Origin of the sequence: Mergibacter septicus (genome assembly GCF_003265225.1) — a bacterium.
Classification (GTDB): domain Bacteria; phylum Pseudomonadota; class Gammaproteobacteria; order Enterobacterales; family Pasteurellaceae; genus Mergibacter; species Mergibacter septicus.
Genome location: NZ_CP022013.1, coordinates 1,244,991 through 1,261,122, shown reverse-complemented (window position 1 = coordinate 1,261,122; position 16,132 = coordinate 1,244,991). Strand labels below are relative to the sequence as shown.

Sequence of the window (16,132 nt, the reverse complement as noted above, 5' to 3'; positions counted from 1 at the left end):
TTAGGTCTAATTAATAGGGTATTCGCCAATTTCAACGGGGATCGTAAATTTTTTATTTTGACGTAAAACTTCAATTTGTTTAATAGTTCCCGGTTTAGTATCTGCAATAAGCCCCATAATTTGAGCGGGAGAATGGGCGGGAACATTACCAAATTTTAGTAATACATCATCAGGTAAAATCCCTGCTTGAGCTGCAGGGCCGTTTGGGTTTACCCCTGTAACTAAGATACCGAGTTGATCATTATTCTCTTCGTTGTTCGATAATACACGGCTTTCAATCCCAAAATAACCACGAATAACTCGTCCATCTTGAATAATTTTTTTCATAATTTTATCTGCTAAAGTGATTGGAATCGCAAAGCCCAACCCTTCAGCTATATCATTATTACTTTTTCCAATAGTGAGTGTATTAATGCCAACTAACTCGCCCAATGAATTAATTAAAGCACCACCTGAATTACCACGATTAATTGAAGCATCAGTTTGTAGAAAATCTTGCTGACCAGTTTCACTTAATGCCCTTCTACCTGTTGCACTAATAATCCCTTGTGAAACACTTTGCCCTAGGTTATATGGATTACCTATTGCTAAGACAATATCACCAACGTGGGGTTTGCGAGTTGGATTTTGTGGAATGGTTGGTAATTTTTCAGCATTAATTTTCAATACCGCTAAATCAGTAACCGTATCAGAGCCGATCAGGGTGGCGAGATAGATATTACCATTTTGTAATGCTACAACAATCTGATCGGCATTTTGAATCACGTGTTTATTCGTTAAAATGTAACCATTTGAACTCATAATAACTCCTGAACCAAGGTTATTAATTTCAAGATCTTGGCTACCTTGATTTTGTAGTGAACGATTATAAACATTCACCACCGCAGGAGCTGCAATGCGTACGGCATCACGATAAGAAGCAATTTGCGGAGTAAATAAACGGTTAAGTAAATTACCACTACGTACTTGTGGCAAGAGCAAGACAATTAACATTGCTAAAGCTAAGCCAGCAATTACGGCTTTGAATAATTTCTTTAACATTTTGACCCCTATTACACTATAACTTTATCACACGATATCTTTCAGAATATGCTGTTTTCTTTGTTACGAAAACGTTGTTTCGTGCTATTGCACCACACCACAATTTAAACAATAAATATACTGCCCTTTAGGATCGTTAAAGCGAGTTAATTGATTTAATTGCTGTAAGGTTTGATATGTACTGCTATTAAATTTGATCCCTAATAGGCTTAAGCCTTGTTGTCCAAGGAGATTTATGCTTGATCTTTGTAATTCAGCTAAAATTGCATTTAAGAAAGTGATATTTTTTTCTTGTAACCAAGTAACGCTGATTTTATCTTTTTGATTGTCTGGTAATGTTGCTTTAATCCGTTCCTGTGCAATTTCGATAGCTGTATCAAGATTACCTAATTGATCTACTAATTTATGCTTTAACGCATCTTGCCCTAACCAGACTCTCCCTTGAGCGATTTGATCAACTTCAGCGGTAGTCATTTTTCTTCCCTTAGCAACAATTGACAAGAAATTTTGATAGCCATTTTCGATTGATAGTTGAATCAAATCTGCATTTTGTGGGCTTAATTGTTGTAAAGGAGAAATAGGTCTGAATGGTGAAGTTTCAACGCCATCACTATAGATACCAATTTTTTTCAAGCTGTTTTCTAACGTAACAAAGGCTGCAAAGATCCCGATTGAACCCGTTAAGGTATTCGGATCTGCAACAATATAATCAGCCGTAGATGAAATCCAATATCCTCCAGAAGCGGCTAATCCTCCCATTGAAACAATGACAGGTTTTCCAGCGGCTTGTAAATTACTTACTTCTTGACGAATAATTTCAGAAGCAAAAGCACTACCACCCGGGCTATTTACTCTTAATACCACTGCTTTAATACTGTGATTATTTAACGCTTGGCGTAAAAGGCGGGCAACTGTATCACCACCAACACCATATTGATCGCTTTCACCATCAATAATAGTTCCTTCAACATTGACGATGGCGACTTGATTTTCAGTTTTGCCAATAAAAGTAAAAGGCGGTGGAAGGCGATCCAAATAATCCAACCAATTAATCGCTTTATAACTATAATCTTTGGTTTCCCCAAATTCTTTTCTTAAAATTTGAGAAATTTCTAGACGAGTTAAGGCTTGGGTAGCAAAGTGATGGTTAAGGGCATATTGCGTGAGATTACCACCTAACTGTTTTACTTCTGCCAGTAACTCTTGTGGAGCAGGTAACACTTGTTCAGGTTTTATTTGACGGTTTGTGGCAATTTGCTGTTGTATGTTATGCCACATTGAACCTAACCACTGCATTTGATTGGCTTTTGCCTCTGGAGACATATCATCACGCAAGAATGGTTCTACCGCTGATTTATAGGTACCTACCCGAAAAATATGCGGGGTTGCATCAAGCTTATCTAATAGAGATTTGTAGTAGAAATTACTTGTTCCTAATCCCGTAATATCAACTGTTCCTTGTGAATTGAGGTAAATTTTATCGGCATAACTAGCCAATAAGTATTGTTTTTGATCATAGCTATCTGCTACGGCAATAACAGGTTTACCACTTTTTTTGAAGTCTTGAATAGCTTTGCCGATATAATTGATTGAAGGAATATCTCCACCAACAAAATGGTTTAGATCAACGACTAATCCCGTAATATTTTTATCCTCTTTTGCCTTAGAAATCGCATATTCAATTTCAAATGTTGATAGCTTTTGTGGAATATCTTGACCGTTTAATGATTGTAAGAGTTGTCTTAAACTTTCTTGTTCTGTGGTATCGGCTAATATTCCATCTAAATTTAAGCGTAATGCTACTTTTTGATTTAAAGGTTTAACGGGTTTATTTTGTACCCAGATGGTTGCTGTTACAGCAAATAAAATGAATGCACAGGATAGAAATATAATATTCATTACCACTCGGCGACAAAAATTTAATACATTCCAAAGTCCTTTGCATAAAATAAAAATCAGTTTCATTGTTCCTCCTATTGGATTGAATACGGTTAAAAATAACATAAAATTGTATTAGGTTGAATGCTATTTCTGCCTTTAAATCAGTTTCATTGTTCCTCCTATTGGATTGAATACGGTTAAAAATAACATAAAATTGTATTAGGTTGAATGCTATTTCTGCCTTTAAATCAGTTTCATTGTTCCTCCTATTGGATTGAATACGGTTAAAAATAACATAAAATTGTATTAGGTTGAATGCTATTTCTGCCTTTGATTGGTTGATTATGTTATTCTTACCCAAATTGTTTATTTTGTTTTAATTAAGGTATGTTATGGATGCACTTGATTTATTACTTAATCGCCGTTCTGAAAAAAAATTAACCTATCCAGCACCGCAAGGGGAACAACTGCAAACTATTTTACAAGCAGGATTACAAGCCCCAGATCATGGGCGTTTAACACCTTATCGTTTTGTTGTGATTGAAAAGAATGGCTTAAAAAAACTAGAAGAATGTTTTAAAGATGCGGTAATTGAATTTGGCTTAGGAGAAGAACGTTTGAAAAAAGCAGAAAGCCTTCCGCAAAGAGCACCAATGTTTATTGCAGTTATAGCAAAATTAAATGCAGAAATAAAAAAAGTACCAACATGGGAACAAATGCTTTCGGCAGGTTGTGCGACCTATTCTCTACAACTGGCAGCTAATGCGTTGGGATTTGCAAATGTTTGGATTACTGGTAATTGGGTTGAAGGGAGAGCTTTACGCTACACCTTAAAATGCAGTCAACAAGAAAAAATTATTGCTTTATTAATGCTTGGTACAGCGGAAAAACAAGAAAAATATGAGCGTTCACATAAGGGAGCAGAGATCAGTGATATCGTGAGTTATCTTCATTAAATTTGACGAGAGGATATTTGAAAAAAGTCATATATGTTAATGAAAAAAGACAGCCAAGAGTAAAGCATAACGCACGGCTTTGCCGAGGGTAATAAATAGTATGGTTGGTAAGAAACGCAGTTGTAACCAACCTGCTATACCACACAAAAGATCACCGATCACAGGTAGCCAACTGAAGAATAAAATAGGGCTGCCATAGCGTCGAGTATAAATGAGAATTTTTTCTGTGCGGCTATCAGGGTGTAAAAATCGTGTTGGTTGTGGAAAGAAACGCCCAAGTAAATAAGTAGTTAAACTCCCTAAACTATTACCTATTACCGCAATCCAAAAGAGAGAGTGTATTGCTAAATAATCAACTGGTATTTGTTGAAATAAATGAAATGCCAAAGAGCTAAACACGACTTCTGAGCTTCCCGGTAATATTGTTGAGCTAGAAAAGGCACTCAAAAACATTAACCAGAGATTATGCTGTTCTAACCATAGCCAAATTACTTGCCACTCTTCTTGCCACATAAAAAAGCCATTATAGTTGTAAGACCAGTTTACCAATAGTTCTGCCACTTTCTAATAGGTGGTGGGTTTTAGCTACATCGGACAATGGAAAAATGTGCGAGAGATGCAGTTTTAATTCTCCTTTAGCTAAGAGGGAAAGAAGTGCGGTTAGATCTTGTGAATTTGGGCTAACTAAGATTTGTTCAACTTTTAATCCTCTTTCTGCTCCTGCTTGTTGTAATAATGGAACATGAATGGTCGGAACACAGATAACACGACCTTGATTTTTCACTAGTTTTAATGCAGTTACGCCATAATTTCCACCAATGAGATCAATAAATAAATCGACAAATAGATCTGGGAAGGTTTCTGGGTGGTGATAATCTAACCAGTGATCTGCACCTAAGGCTAAAGCAAATTCAGCTTTTTCAGCAGAGCAGAGTACCGTAACTTCAACCTGTTGTTGTTTTAGTAATTGTAGTAATAAATGCCCAACACCACCAGCAGGTGCGGATAATAAGACTTTTTCTCCCGCTTGTAAGTTTGCTTGGCGGATTAATTGATAGGCGGTTAATCCTGCTGTGGGTAACGCTGCTGCTTGAGCCAGTGTAACTTTTTCAGGAATTTTAGCTAAGAATTGAGGTTCAATACTAAGATAGCGACTATAACAGCCTGCATTTAAGTTTAAGCCACATACTCGATCGCCAATGTTAATGGTTGAGTTTGGGATACTTTGTACCACTGTTCCTGCAAAATCTAACCCTAGAATGGCTGGAAGTTGTGGGGCTAAATGTTGTGCTAACCAACCCAGTCCCTGACGAGTTTTATAATCAATAGGATTTACTCCCGCAAAAGCATTTTCAATCAAAACTTGTGAGGTTGAAGGAGAAGGGAATGGAAAATTCTGCTGATAAACTAATTGATCACAATTACCGAAATTATTTAAAAGTATGGTTGGATTGCGGTGTTGAGAGGGTGTAAACATTTAAATACCTTTAATTCAAGAGCGTTTTCAGTATTTTTTAATCTATTTTTAAGAATAAAGATAGTCTTTCATTAATTTTATATCAGTGGGAGAAAGAAGCCTATAAAAAAACTGTTTCCAATCTAAGAAAGGAAACAGTTATAGTTTATTTATTTAATCAGTTTAATTTTATCAATAATTAAACAAGATTATTTGCTGATACCAGTAACGTTGATCTCTACACGACGATCTGGGGCTAAACAAGCAACTAATGCTTTACGACCTTTAACATTATCACATTTATTGCCAGTTACAGGATTTGCTTCACCGTAACCTACGGCAGTGATAACTTCTGGAGAGATAGCTTTAGAAACTAAGTATTGAGCAACATTATCAGCACGTTGTTGAGATAATTTTAAGTTATATGCTTCAGAACCGATACGGTCAGTATAACCAGCAACATTGATAGCTGAAATTTCACTTACTTCGTTAGCGATTTTTTGTTGTACTTCATCTAAAGTTTTTTCTGCACCCGGACGTAAGGTTGCTTTACCGAAAGCAAAAAGAACATCATCATTGAAAGAGTAAACTTGGTTTACTACTGGTGCTTGAGTTACTTGACCGAAACGGTAAGAAACACCTAAACTTGCAGTAGCGATATCTGGTGAGAATTTTTTATCGTTGTAAGTGTATTTACCAACTTTATTCGCCCATTGATATTCAGCACGTACAGCAAGTGCTGGAGTGATAGCATATTCAACACCACCAGCGAATACAGGAGATACTTTAGTTTTGTGAGTTTTAACTTGATCTACTTTATAGTCTGAACGAATTAAAGCTGCACCAACACGAGCATAAACATCTAAATCTTTTAATACTGGGTAGCTTGCTTTAAGACTTAAAGTTGTACCATAAGCATTTAGAGTTGCTTTTTGAGATGCTTTATCAGCTTTGAAACGACCAAATTCTTCAACACTTAATTCAGTTGCAAAGTAGTCGTTGATTTGATAACCACCAAAGATACCACCAGCGGCAGAATTACGGTGAGTATCAAAACCTAAATTTTTTACATGGCCAACGCCGTGATGAGCAGAAGACCAACCTGCTTTAGCTCCAGCATAGAAAGTATTTGCTTGTGGAGCGGCTTGAGAGATAGATGCAATCGCAAAACCTGCGATTGCTAATGCGATAGCTGTTTTTTTCATAATTGAGAATCCTCTCTAATAATAGAAATATAAGAACTAACTTTAATTATTAGTTTAAAGCATTTCCTTACTCAAAAAAGATGAGTAAAAAACACTCATCAGTGTTAGATATTATCCATAGGAAAATCGGTAAAATCAAGAGTACTTTTTAAAGTGCCGTTCTTTTATTCATAAAAAAGTGTATTAGGGCGATACATTTTATGATGATGTAAAGCAGAAAGCTTGGTGAAATTGTGTTAGCATAATTGAATATAATATTTCAAACCATACAGGGTATGGATAGGCAAATTAGTGATGATTATTCCCCGTCTTGATCAACATTCTGAATGTCGTTTAGATTTTATCGTTCAGGATTATTTAATGGCATTAAAAGAACAGCAGTTTGCAGGAGATATTGCTGCTTCTTATGTAGAACGTTTATCTTTAGCTACAGATAATAGTGTTTATCAGCAGTTACCACAGGCAATTTTATTTCCCAAAGATATTGCAGATCTAGTGCGTATTACTAGGTTAGCACAGCGGGAGAAATTTAGAGCATTGCAGTTTACGCCAAGGGGTGGCGGTACTGGAACAAATGGTCAAAGCCTTAATAAAACCTTGATTATTGATCTTTCTCGCTATTTTACCCAAATTTTAGAATTAAATATTAAAGAACGTTGGGTAAGAGTACAGGCAGGAGTGGTAAAAGATCAACTCAATCAATCTTTGAAACCTTATGGGCTTTTTTTTGCACCTGAATTATCGACCAGTAATCGTGCAACAATAGGAGGAATGATTAATACCGATGCTTCAGGACAGGGATCACGACAATATGGCAAGACCTCAGATCATGTTTTAGGATTACGTTCAGTCTTAATCAATGGTGAGATTCTTGATACTGAAAGCATTGATGTCGCACAGTTAGATAGTAGCCATTTATCGTCTACCGCACGTTATTTATCGCAAGCGGTGAGTAACATTTGCCAACAAAATAGTGAATTAATCGCACAATTACCCCAGTTAAACCGTTTTATTACAGGATATGATTTAAAGCACGTTTTTAATGCGGATAAGAGTAAATTTAATTTAAGTCGGATCTTAACGGGGTCAGAAGGATCTTTAGCGTTGATCGCTGAAGCAAAACTGAATCTTTTACCGATCCCAGAATGTAGAATGTTAATTAATATTAAATATAACTCTTTTGATGCGGCGTTGCGTAATGCACCTTTTATGTTAGCTGCCAAAGCGTTATCTGTAGAAACAATTGATTCCACCGTCTTAGAATTAGCGAAACAAGATATTATTTGGCATTCAGTCAGTGAATTATTAACTGAAACAGATGGCAATCCGATTTTAGGCTTAAATATTGTCGAATATGCTGGGGAGGCGAGGAAAGTTAAACCGCAAGTAAATTCTCTTTGCCAGCAGCTAGAGCAAAAAATGGCAAAGCAACAAGAGGGGATTATTGGTTATCAAGTATGTTGTGATCTTGATTCTTTAGAACGAATTTATACGATGCGGAAAAAAGCCGTTGGTTTACTTGGTAATACAAAAGGCAATGCGAAACCGATTCCTTTTGTTGAAGATACTTGTGTTCCACCTGAATATTTAGCTGATTATATTACAGAATTTAGGGCGTTACTGGATCAACACCAGTTACAGTATGGAATGTTTGGGCATGTTGATGCTGGCGTATTACACGTTAGACCTGCATTAGATCTCTGTGATGTTGAACAAGTAAAGTTATTTAAGGCGTTATCAGATCAAATAACCGCATTAACACAAAAATATGGGGGATTATTGTGGGGTGAGCATGGTAAAGGTATGCGAAGTGGTTATGCCGAGCAATTTTTTGGTGAAAAATTATGGTTAGCCTTACGTCAGATTAAAGGGTTGTTTGATCCCGAAAATCGTTTAAATCCCGGAAAAATATGTACGCCGTTACAGACAACCCAGACTAAAATTGAACCTCTGTATTCGATTTTATCTCCAATGCGAGCAGATTATGATCGACAAATTCCAATCTCAATTCGCCAAGCTTTTAAGGGGGCAATGAATTGTAATGGAAATGGGCTTTGTTTTAACTTTGATGTACATAGTACGATGTGTCCTTCAATGAAAGTCAGTGGTAATCGCCTATTTTCACCAAAAGGGCGAGCCGCTTTAATTCGGGAATGGTTACGTTTATTAGCACAACAAGGTATTACACCTGAACAATTAGATTTTCGTTCTGATGAGATTAAATTAACCCATTTATTAAAGAAATTTTATTATTCTTTCAATCAGAAACGAACCTATGATTTTTCGCACGAAGTAAAAGCAGCAATGGACAGTTGCCTAGCTTGTAAAGCTTGTGCTGGACAATGTCCGATCAAGATTGATGTTCCTAAATTTAGGGCTGAATTTTTAGCCCTTTATCACCGCCGTTATTTACGCCCTATTAAAGATTATGTTATCGCCAATGTTGAATATGCAGCCCCTTTAATGGCAAAAGCACCAAGATTTTTTAATTTTTTTAGCACAAACCGTTGGAGTGAGAAATTAGCTTACCACACATTAGGTTTAGTTGACTTACCACAGCTATCATCGCCATCATTACAGCAACAATTAGTTGAAATTGGCTATCAAGGGCTAACATTAGAACAAGTTGAACAAATGTTATTAGTAAAACGACAAAAACTTATCTTTGTCGTCCAAGATCCTTTCACCTCTTTTTATGAGGCGAAAGTGGTAGCTGATTTTGTTCGTTTGGTGAAAAAATTAGGTTTTCAGCCCATTGTTTTACCTTTTAAACCAAATGGAAAAGCACAACATATTAAAGGTTTTTTAAGTCGTTTTGCGAAAACTGCCAGTCAGCAGGCAGAAATGTTAAATCGAGTAGCGAGAACGGGTGTACCAATGGTTGGGATTGAACCAGCAATAGTGTTGTCTTATCGTGATGAATATCAGCAGATTCTTGCTGATAAAAGAGGGAATTTTAAGGTATTAACGGCTCAAGAATGGTTAATTGATGTAGTTCAACAGCCACAAGTGAAAGATCTTGTGACAGAATTAATTCATAGCAGACCACCAGAGAATTTAGCTACAACACCAACAAATTGGTATTTATTTTCACATTGTACAGAAAGCACTTTATTGCCAAATAGTGCACAACTATGGCAGCAAATATTTACTTTGTTTGGACAAAATTTACAGATTGAGAAAGTAGGGTGTTGCGGTATGGCGGGTACGTTTGGACATGAACGAGATAAAGTTGAGATGTCGAAACAGATCTATCAATTATCGTGGGCGGAAAAATTAAAGGATAAAACATTATCTGCTTGTTTAGCTACGGGGTATTCTTGCCGTAGCCAAGTAAAACGTATGGAAAAGCAACTGCTTAAACACCCTGTACAGGCATTATTAGAGGTGATGAAATTATGATTTGGAAAAAAACACATCAATTAGAACAACTTAATCAACTTTGTGAGAATAGTGCAATTAGCCATTTAGGTATTCGTTTTACCGCAAAAGGCGATAACTGGTTAGAGGCTGAAATGCCAGTAGATCAGCGTACTTGTCAACCACTGGGTTTTTTACATGGTGGTATTTCAGCAGCATTAGCGGAAACTGTTGCTTCGCTTGCAGGTTTTTGTACGCTAGATGATAATTTAAGTGTTGTCGGTGTTGAGTTGAATGCTAGTCATTTACGAGCGGTAAAAAAAGGGAATGTAGAACAGCAGGTAAAAGTAATTGCAAGAGCAGAACCATTGCGATTGGGGAAAAGTTTACAGGTTTGGCAGGTTGATATTTTTAGTCAGGGAAATCCCCTTGGTGGTAAGTTACAATCTGGAGAAAGAGAATTATGTTGTCGAGTGAGAATGACGTTAGCGGTAATTAATCGTCATGCTCAAAAACGAATAAAGAATACAAGTAATTGAAGTAAGGAGTATTTTACGTGAAAACTGGGATTTTATTAGTTAATTTAGGTACGCCAGATGCACCAACAAGTAAGGCGGTTAACTGTTATTTAAAGCAATTTTTAAGTGATCCCCGAGTAATTGATTTACCTCGTTGGAAATGGGCATTTTTATTAAATTGGATAATTTTACCAAAACGTTCTCCTCGGGTGGCAAAATTGTATCAATCTGTTTGGACAGAAGAAGGCTCTCCATTATTAGCTATTGCAAAACAACAACAAACTCAATTACAACAGCGTTTTGATCGCTTAGGCTATAACGTTAAAATTGAAATTGCAATGACTTATGGTAATCCTTCCGTTGCAAATGCCGTTGAACGCTTGATGGCGGAAAAAGTGGATAAAATTATCGTTTTACCTTTATTCCCACAATATAGCAGTACGACTACTGCTGCTGTATTTGATGCTTTTACTGATGCTTTTCGTCAACGGAAAGATTTATTACCTTTTGAATTTATTCATTCTTATCAAGATAATCCTTACTATATCAATGCACTAGCAGAGAGTATTCAAGCTGAATTACAACCCGAACAATACTTATTGTTTTCTTTTCACGGTATTCCACTGCGTTATCAAAGTGAAGGTGATTATTATGCACAACATTGTCAACAAACGGCTGAACTAGTTGCAAAAAAATTAGGTTTAGCAAGTGATCGTTGGCAAGTCGCTTATCAATCTCGCTTTGGAAAAGAAGAATGGTTAAAGCCTTATACTGATGAAACATTAGAACATTTAGCACAATCTGGCGTAAAAAATATTGCCGTAGTTTGTCCCGGCTTTGCCAATGATTGTTTAGAAACCTTAGAAGAAATTGCAGTTGAAAATCGTGAAAATTTCCTATCTGCTGGCGGTGAAAATTACCATTATATTCCTGCTTTGAATGCGACAGATTCACATATTGAAATGATTTTTCATTTATTGGAAAAGCGTTTATAGCATTGATAGAAAGAGAATAGGGTTGCGATTGCAACCCTTTAATTTTATTTTGCTAATCGAAACAGACGATTTTTGTAGGTATAACTTCCCCATAAGGAATAAGCTAGTGCTTGTTGTTTAAGTGAAGGATCGAGCGGTTGTTCGGTTAATTTATGAGTTTGATAATTATAACGGAAGCCTTTTGCTGCTTGACCTTCAAGTAAGATTGCAACATCATCACCTTGCATAAAAGCGAGTGTTTTATCAAATTGCATCATTGCTCGATTTGGATTAGCGGTTTGAGTAAGATCATAGCCTAGCATAGGATAATCGGCATCTATTCCAATCAAAGATAGTAAGGTTGTTGGAAGATCAATTTGACTGATTAAACGTGGATCACGTTTAGTTTCAATACCACCACCTAAAATTAATCCCGGAATACGGAAGTGTTGAATTGGGACTAAAGATGAACCATAAACTCTCGAATCGTGATCGGCAACGATCAGGAAAATAGTATCATTCCAATAATCAGCTTGTTGTGCCATATTAAAGAAATGCCCTAGCGCATAATCAGCATATTTCGCCGCATTATTACGAGTGTGTTTTGGTTGTTCGTACAAGTCAATTTTATTCTCAGGGAATTCAAAAGGATCGTGATTACTTGAAGTAAATACTAGGCTAAAAAAAGGTTTATCCTGAGCATAAAGTTGTTGAAAACGATGGTGAGCTTTATCAAAAAGATCTTCATCAGATACACCCCAAGTGCCTTTAAAGGTGGGATTTGTATAATCTTTTTCATCAATAATTTGTTGGAAGCCATTGCCATAGAAAAAGCCAGCCATATTATCGAAATGTTTTTCACCACCATAAATAAAAGAAGTGTGATAATTTTTCTGACTGAGTAAAGCGGCAAGAGTAAAAAAGTCGTGTTGGCTATTGGGAAGTTTTACCACTGCTCTTGCTGGTGTTGGCGTGAAACCTGAAATAACGGCTTCAATACCACGTACAGAACGTGTGCCTGTCGCATAGAGTTGTTCAAATAACCAGCCTTGTTTTGCCAAACGATCAAAATTTGGTGAAAGTGGTAGCCCTCCTAATGTACCTACAAATTGAGCGCCAAGACTTTCTTCTAAAATGATTACAAGGTTTTTAGGCTTTCCACGATAGCTTGCAGGATTATGGCTAAGCATTGGAATATCACCGTTTAAATAGGCAGACGCAGGGCGAGCATTTGTCTGTTTTAAGATTTCTATCATTTGTTCTGGCGACATTTTGCCATAGATTTCAGTTGCATTTTCTTCATCTAACATTTGCCGAGCCGCAAATAAAAGAGAGTAGCCAGAGTTTAAAACTAATGAATTAATTAAAGGATCAGAAGAAAAGGCTACCATCGCAGGATTAATTCCTCGATGACGAAAACTTGATCTTGCACCGATAAAAGTCAATGCCCCCGCAACGAGCATAATTATTGGGCGAGTAAGCCAACTACCTGCATTAGCATTTTCAATAAGATGCCCACTTAATTGCCAAAGAAGATAAGCGGTAGTGATACTAAACACTGGTACCGCAAGTGTTGAGAGCAAATGCCCCTTTAGTAGCATAGTGAACACTTCTTTAGGATTAACAAGATATTCAATAAATAACCGATTGGGACGAAAATCATAGGTTGCAATAAATGCAGGGGTGGCAAGCTCCATAAAGAGGATAAAACAGCTTCCAGCTACTAGAATAAAACGAATGATGAGGGCGATATATTGTCCAAAGGTGCTGTGATCGAGAAAAAGAGTACTGAGTAGTACCACAGGAGAATATAGCCAACAGAGAGAAACGATATCCATACGGATACCTTGTAAAAATAAGTTTTTCCAACCATTTACTGCTGTTACCCGTTCTCTTTGCCAAATCGCTAATCCTGCACGACTGAGAGAAAGAAAGGTTAAATTGAATAGGAAAAAAATAAAAAATGGGTAAAGTGAAAAAGCACTAAGCATATCCATCTCTCTTAAGCCGTAATCTAATTATGCTCTTTTAACAAAAAAGGATTAGTATATTTTTCATTGCCGATAGTTGTAGTCGGGCCGTGTCCTGCGATGATTTGAGTTTGTTCATCTAAAGGTAATAATTTTTCTTTAATAGATTGAATTAATTGTGAATAACTACCACCGGGAAAATCTGTCCGTCCTATCCCTCCGTTAAATAAAACATCACCAGTAAAAGCGATATTATTTTCTTGATTAATAAAGCCAATATGACCGGGAGTATGTCCGGGGAGATGAAGCACTTTAAAGTGTAGTGAACCTATTTGAACTTCTTCATTTTCGTTTAGCCACTGATCAGGTGTAAATGCAGAACAATCTGGCAGACCAAAATGTTGAGCTTGTTGTGGTAATCCAGTCAACCAATATTCATCAGCTTGATGTGGGCCTATAATATCAATCCCATATTGTTTTTTTAATGTTACAGCTGCTCCAACATGATCTAAATGCCCGTGAGTAAGGAGAATAGCTTGTGGGGTGAGATCATTTTGTTGAATAAATTGAATAATTTTATCCGCTTCCCCACCGGGATCGATAATTGCTGCATTACCTGCAGTATCCCACACAATAGAACAGTTTTGTTGAAATGGGGTAACGGGAATAAGTTTAAATTTCATAGATAGCCTTCAATTTGATTAAGTACCACGCCAATTTCTTACTGGACCAGTATCAATGTGAATAAAATTACTTTTAGGATAGTAGCCAACACCACCATTTTTAAGACTTTTAGCGGCATCACGGACTTTTGCTAGGGAAATACAATCAATCCGAAAATCAATCGCTTGACCTTTTATATGATAACTATTTACCGCAACTTGATTACTCTTACTATGTAATTGTGCATTTGTTTTCGGCGAACGGTAGCCACAAATAATTGAAAGTTCACAGTTACGCAACCCTAGTTTATTTTGAATATCATAAAATTTAGCAAAGAGTTTAGGATCCATTGTGTGGACTAAATTAGTACGACGATCTCTCATTAAGTAATTGATTTTTTTCATATCTTCGGCAGAAAAACTTTTACCATTGATATATTTAGAAATTAGTTTTTCCCCAGTATTGATATTTTTTAATTTTAATAAACGAGATTGCGGCATATTTAACACAGTGGCGAAAGTTGAATGAGGAAATAAACTTCCACCTAAAATTAATCCACCTAAAGATAACCATTTTCGTTTTGTTTGATTGATCTTTTCCATAAATTTTTAATAAATTAAAGATGATTATTGTTAATATCTTATTTAAATATATTAAATTAGTAGAATGATTTTGATAAATAAAATTGTCTATTTTACTTATCTTTCAAAGAATTTCAATGTAGATATTTTTTGACTAAATTAATATCTGCTTCAGTTAATTTAAATTCTTTATCATAGGAATAAATATCTGGTAATGTTTTCATTTCACCATTTTCAATCCAAGTTGTTACATAATAAATATACACTGGATTATTAGAAGGAATATGAACGGATTTTGTTTTTTTATTTTCTAATATTTCTAATTTTTGTTCTTCGTTCCAACCTACTTCTTTTAATAAAAATGTGGCTAATTCATCAGATTTTTCTACTCTAATACAGCCAGAACTTAATGCTCTATTTTTAAGTGTAAAGAGTTCACGGACTGGCGTATCGTGTAAAAATATTGCTTCAGCACTTGGCATATTAAATTTAAAATTTCCTAATGCACTATGACTTGGTACTTGTCGGATAAGATAAGGAAATTTTTTCCAAGTAATATTTTCCCAATCAATAGTATATGGATCAATAACATTACCTTTATAATCAATAATAGTATAGCCGTTACGGTAAATATAACTCGGATCTTTTTTTATCTTAGGAATTAAATCTTCATTAATTAAACGTTCAGGAACTGTCCAAGGAGGATTAATGACTAAATTGCTTAATTTGCTATACATAACGGGTGTTTTTCGTGCTAATTTTCCAACAATAATTTTAGACGTAAGGACTTCTTTTCCATCACGATAATAATATAATTGATAGCTAGGAATATTGATGAAAATACCTTGTTCAAAATTAGGAATAACCCGTAAACGTTGAAGATTAATGGCTAATTTAGCAATTTCTTGTGGTGGTGTATTTGTATCTAAAATTAATTGTATTAATTTTACTAAGGTTGCTTGATATATTTTATTTGGATTAGTTATTTGCTGAATAAAATGCTCTAATTGATTGTTTTTTATTGCATTTAACCAACGTTTAATCAATTTTTCTTCTGGCACTTTGACTTGATAATTATTAGGTAAATAAAGCCATGTTTGTGCGTGTTTTTTTACATTGGTACTATAATAAAGGTAAGTTAAAAAAGCATCACTTAATAACAGATCTTGAGTGAGTTGTTCTTTGCTTGAATTAATTAGATTTAAATGTTTAGCTATCATTGGATTGAGATTAGCTAAGGCAAGAATAGCATATTCTTTTAAAAAAGATTTTTTACTATTAGAGGATTGCCAAATCGGTTGAAATTGGCGGGCAGAATATATTTCAACTAATTTTTGAGGAAAAAGTAAAGGTATATTAGAAATCAGTTCAATATTTTGATCTACTTTTGGAACATTAGCATTAGGATTGTTATTTTCATCAGCCAGTATATTTTTAGCGAAAGAAAAAGTGAGTGCAATGGATAATATCCCAGTAAATAAGCCTGAAAGAAGATAATTTTTTTTAGGGAACATTGAAAATCCTTAT

13 protein-coding genes are annotated in these 16,132 nt (G+C 35.5%); 4 read left to right on the top strand and 9 right to left on the bottom strand.

Annotation, left to right across the window (positions count from 1 at the left end):
- Window positions 1-6 precede the first annotated feature (6 nt).
- Both degS and sppA read right to left on the bottom strand, forming a co-directional pair.
- Window positions 7-1,041 (bottom strand): outer membrane-stress sensor serine endopeptidase DegS, encoded by a 1,035-nt coding sequence (gene degS, locus CEP47_RS05900; RefSeq protein ID WP_261920504.1) that lies wholly within the window; start codon window positions 1,039-1,041, stop codon window positions 7-9.
- 84 nt (window positions 1,042-1,125) lie between these two features.
- The gene (sppA, locus tag CEP47_RS05895; RefSeq protein ID WP_261920505.1) at window positions 1,126-3,006 is read right to left on the bottom strand and encodes a signal peptide peptidase SppA; all 1,881 of its coding nucleotides are present in this window, start codon (window positions 3,004-3,006) and stop codon (window positions 1,126-1,128) included.
- Between the two features lie 308 nt (window positions 3,007-3,314).
- On the opposite strand from sppA, the gene CEP47_RS05890 reads away from it, so the two are divergent.
- Window positions 3,315-3,878, top strand: a complete 564-nt coding sequence (locus CEP47_RS05890; protein ID WP_261920506.1) for an NAD(P)H nitroreductase — start codon at window positions 3,315-3,317, stop codon at window positions 3,876-3,878.
- A 36-nt stretch (window positions 3,879-3,914) separates the two neighbouring features.
- On the opposite strand, the gene CEP47_RS05885 is transcribed toward CEP47_RS05890, so the two are convergent.
- From CEP47_RS05885 to ompA, 3 genes are all read right to left on the bottom strand, one after another.
- Window positions 3,915-4,391, bottom strand: coding sequence for a YqaA family protein (locus CEP47_RS05885; protein ID WP_261920507.1), 477 nt, complete (start codon window positions 4,389-4,391; stop codon window positions 3,915-3,917).
- Between the two features lie 10 nt (window positions 4,392-4,401).
- Window positions 4,402-5,355 carry an NADP-dependent oxidoreductase gene (locus tag CEP47_RS05880; protein WP_261920508.1) on the bottom strand — a complete coding sequence of 318 codons (954 nt, stop codon included), beginning with the start codon at window positions 5,353-5,355 and terminating at the stop codon, window positions 4,402-4,404.
- A 188-nt stretch (window positions 5,356-5,543) separates the two neighbouring features.
- Entirely contained in the window at window positions 5,544-6,539 is a 996-nt protein-coding gene (gene ompA, locus CEP47_RS05875; protein WP_261920509.1) for a porin OmpA, read from the bottom strand.
- A gap of 294 nt (window positions 6,540-6,833) precedes the next feature.
- Between ompA and ydiJ the strand changes: the two genes are divergently transcribed.
- From ydiJ to hemH, 3 genes are read left to right on the top strand one after another with little or no spacing between them, the layout of a single operon-like run.
- Window positions 6,834-9,941, top strand: coding sequence for a D-2-hydroxyglutarate dehydrogenase YdiJ (gene ydiJ, locus CEP47_RS05870; protein WP_261920510.1), 3,108 nt, complete (start codon window positions 6,834-6,836; stop codon window positions 9,939-9,941).
- Complete coding sequence (locus CEP47_RS05865; RefSeq protein WP_261920511.1) at window positions 9,938-10,438, top strand: hotdog fold thioesterase; 501 nt, start codon at window positions 9,938-9,940, stop codon at window positions 10,436-10,438. The genes ydiJ and CEP47_RS05865 overlap by 4 nt, the downstream gene beginning before the upstream one ends.
- Window positions 10,439-10,455: 17 nt before the next feature.
- Window positions 10,456-11,412: a ferrochelatase gene (gene hemH / locus CEP47_RS05860; protein WP_261920512.1), complete on the top strand. Its 957-nt coding sequence runs from the start codon at window positions 10,456-10,458 to the stop codon at window positions 11,410-11,412.
- Between the two features lie 44 nt (window positions 11,413-11,456).
- Here hemH and CEP47_RS05855 read toward each other — a convergent pair whose 3' ends face one another.
- The 4 genes from CEP47_RS05855 to CEP47_RS05840 form a co-directional block, all read right to left on the bottom strand.
- Window positions 11,457-13,382 (bottom strand): LTA synthase family protein, encoded by a 1,926-nt coding sequence (locus CEP47_RS05855; RefSeq protein ID WP_373463137.1) that lies wholly within the window; start codon window positions 13,380-13,382, stop codon window positions 11,457-11,459.
- A gap of 23 nt (window positions 13,383-13,405) precedes the next feature.
- Complete coding sequence (locus CEP47_RS05850; RefSeq protein WP_261920514.1) at window positions 13,406-14,044, bottom strand: MBL fold metallo-hydrolase; 639 nt, start codon at window positions 14,042-14,044, stop codon at window positions 13,406-13,408.
- 18 nt (window positions 14,045-14,062) lie between these two features.
- On the bottom strand, window positions 14,063-14,626 hold the full coding sequence (locus tag CEP47_RS05845; protein WP_261920515.1) for a DUF882 domain-containing protein: 564 nt from the start codon (window positions 14,624-14,626) through the stop codon (window positions 14,063-14,065).
- Window positions 14,627-14,739: 113 nt separating this feature from the next.
- Window positions 14,740-16,119: a L,D-transpeptidase family protein gene (locus tag CEP47_RS05840; protein ID WP_261920516.1), complete on the bottom strand. Its 1,380-nt coding sequence runs from the start codon at window positions 16,117-16,119 to the stop codon at window positions 14,740-14,742.
- Window positions 16,120-16,132: the final 13 nt, after the last annotated feature.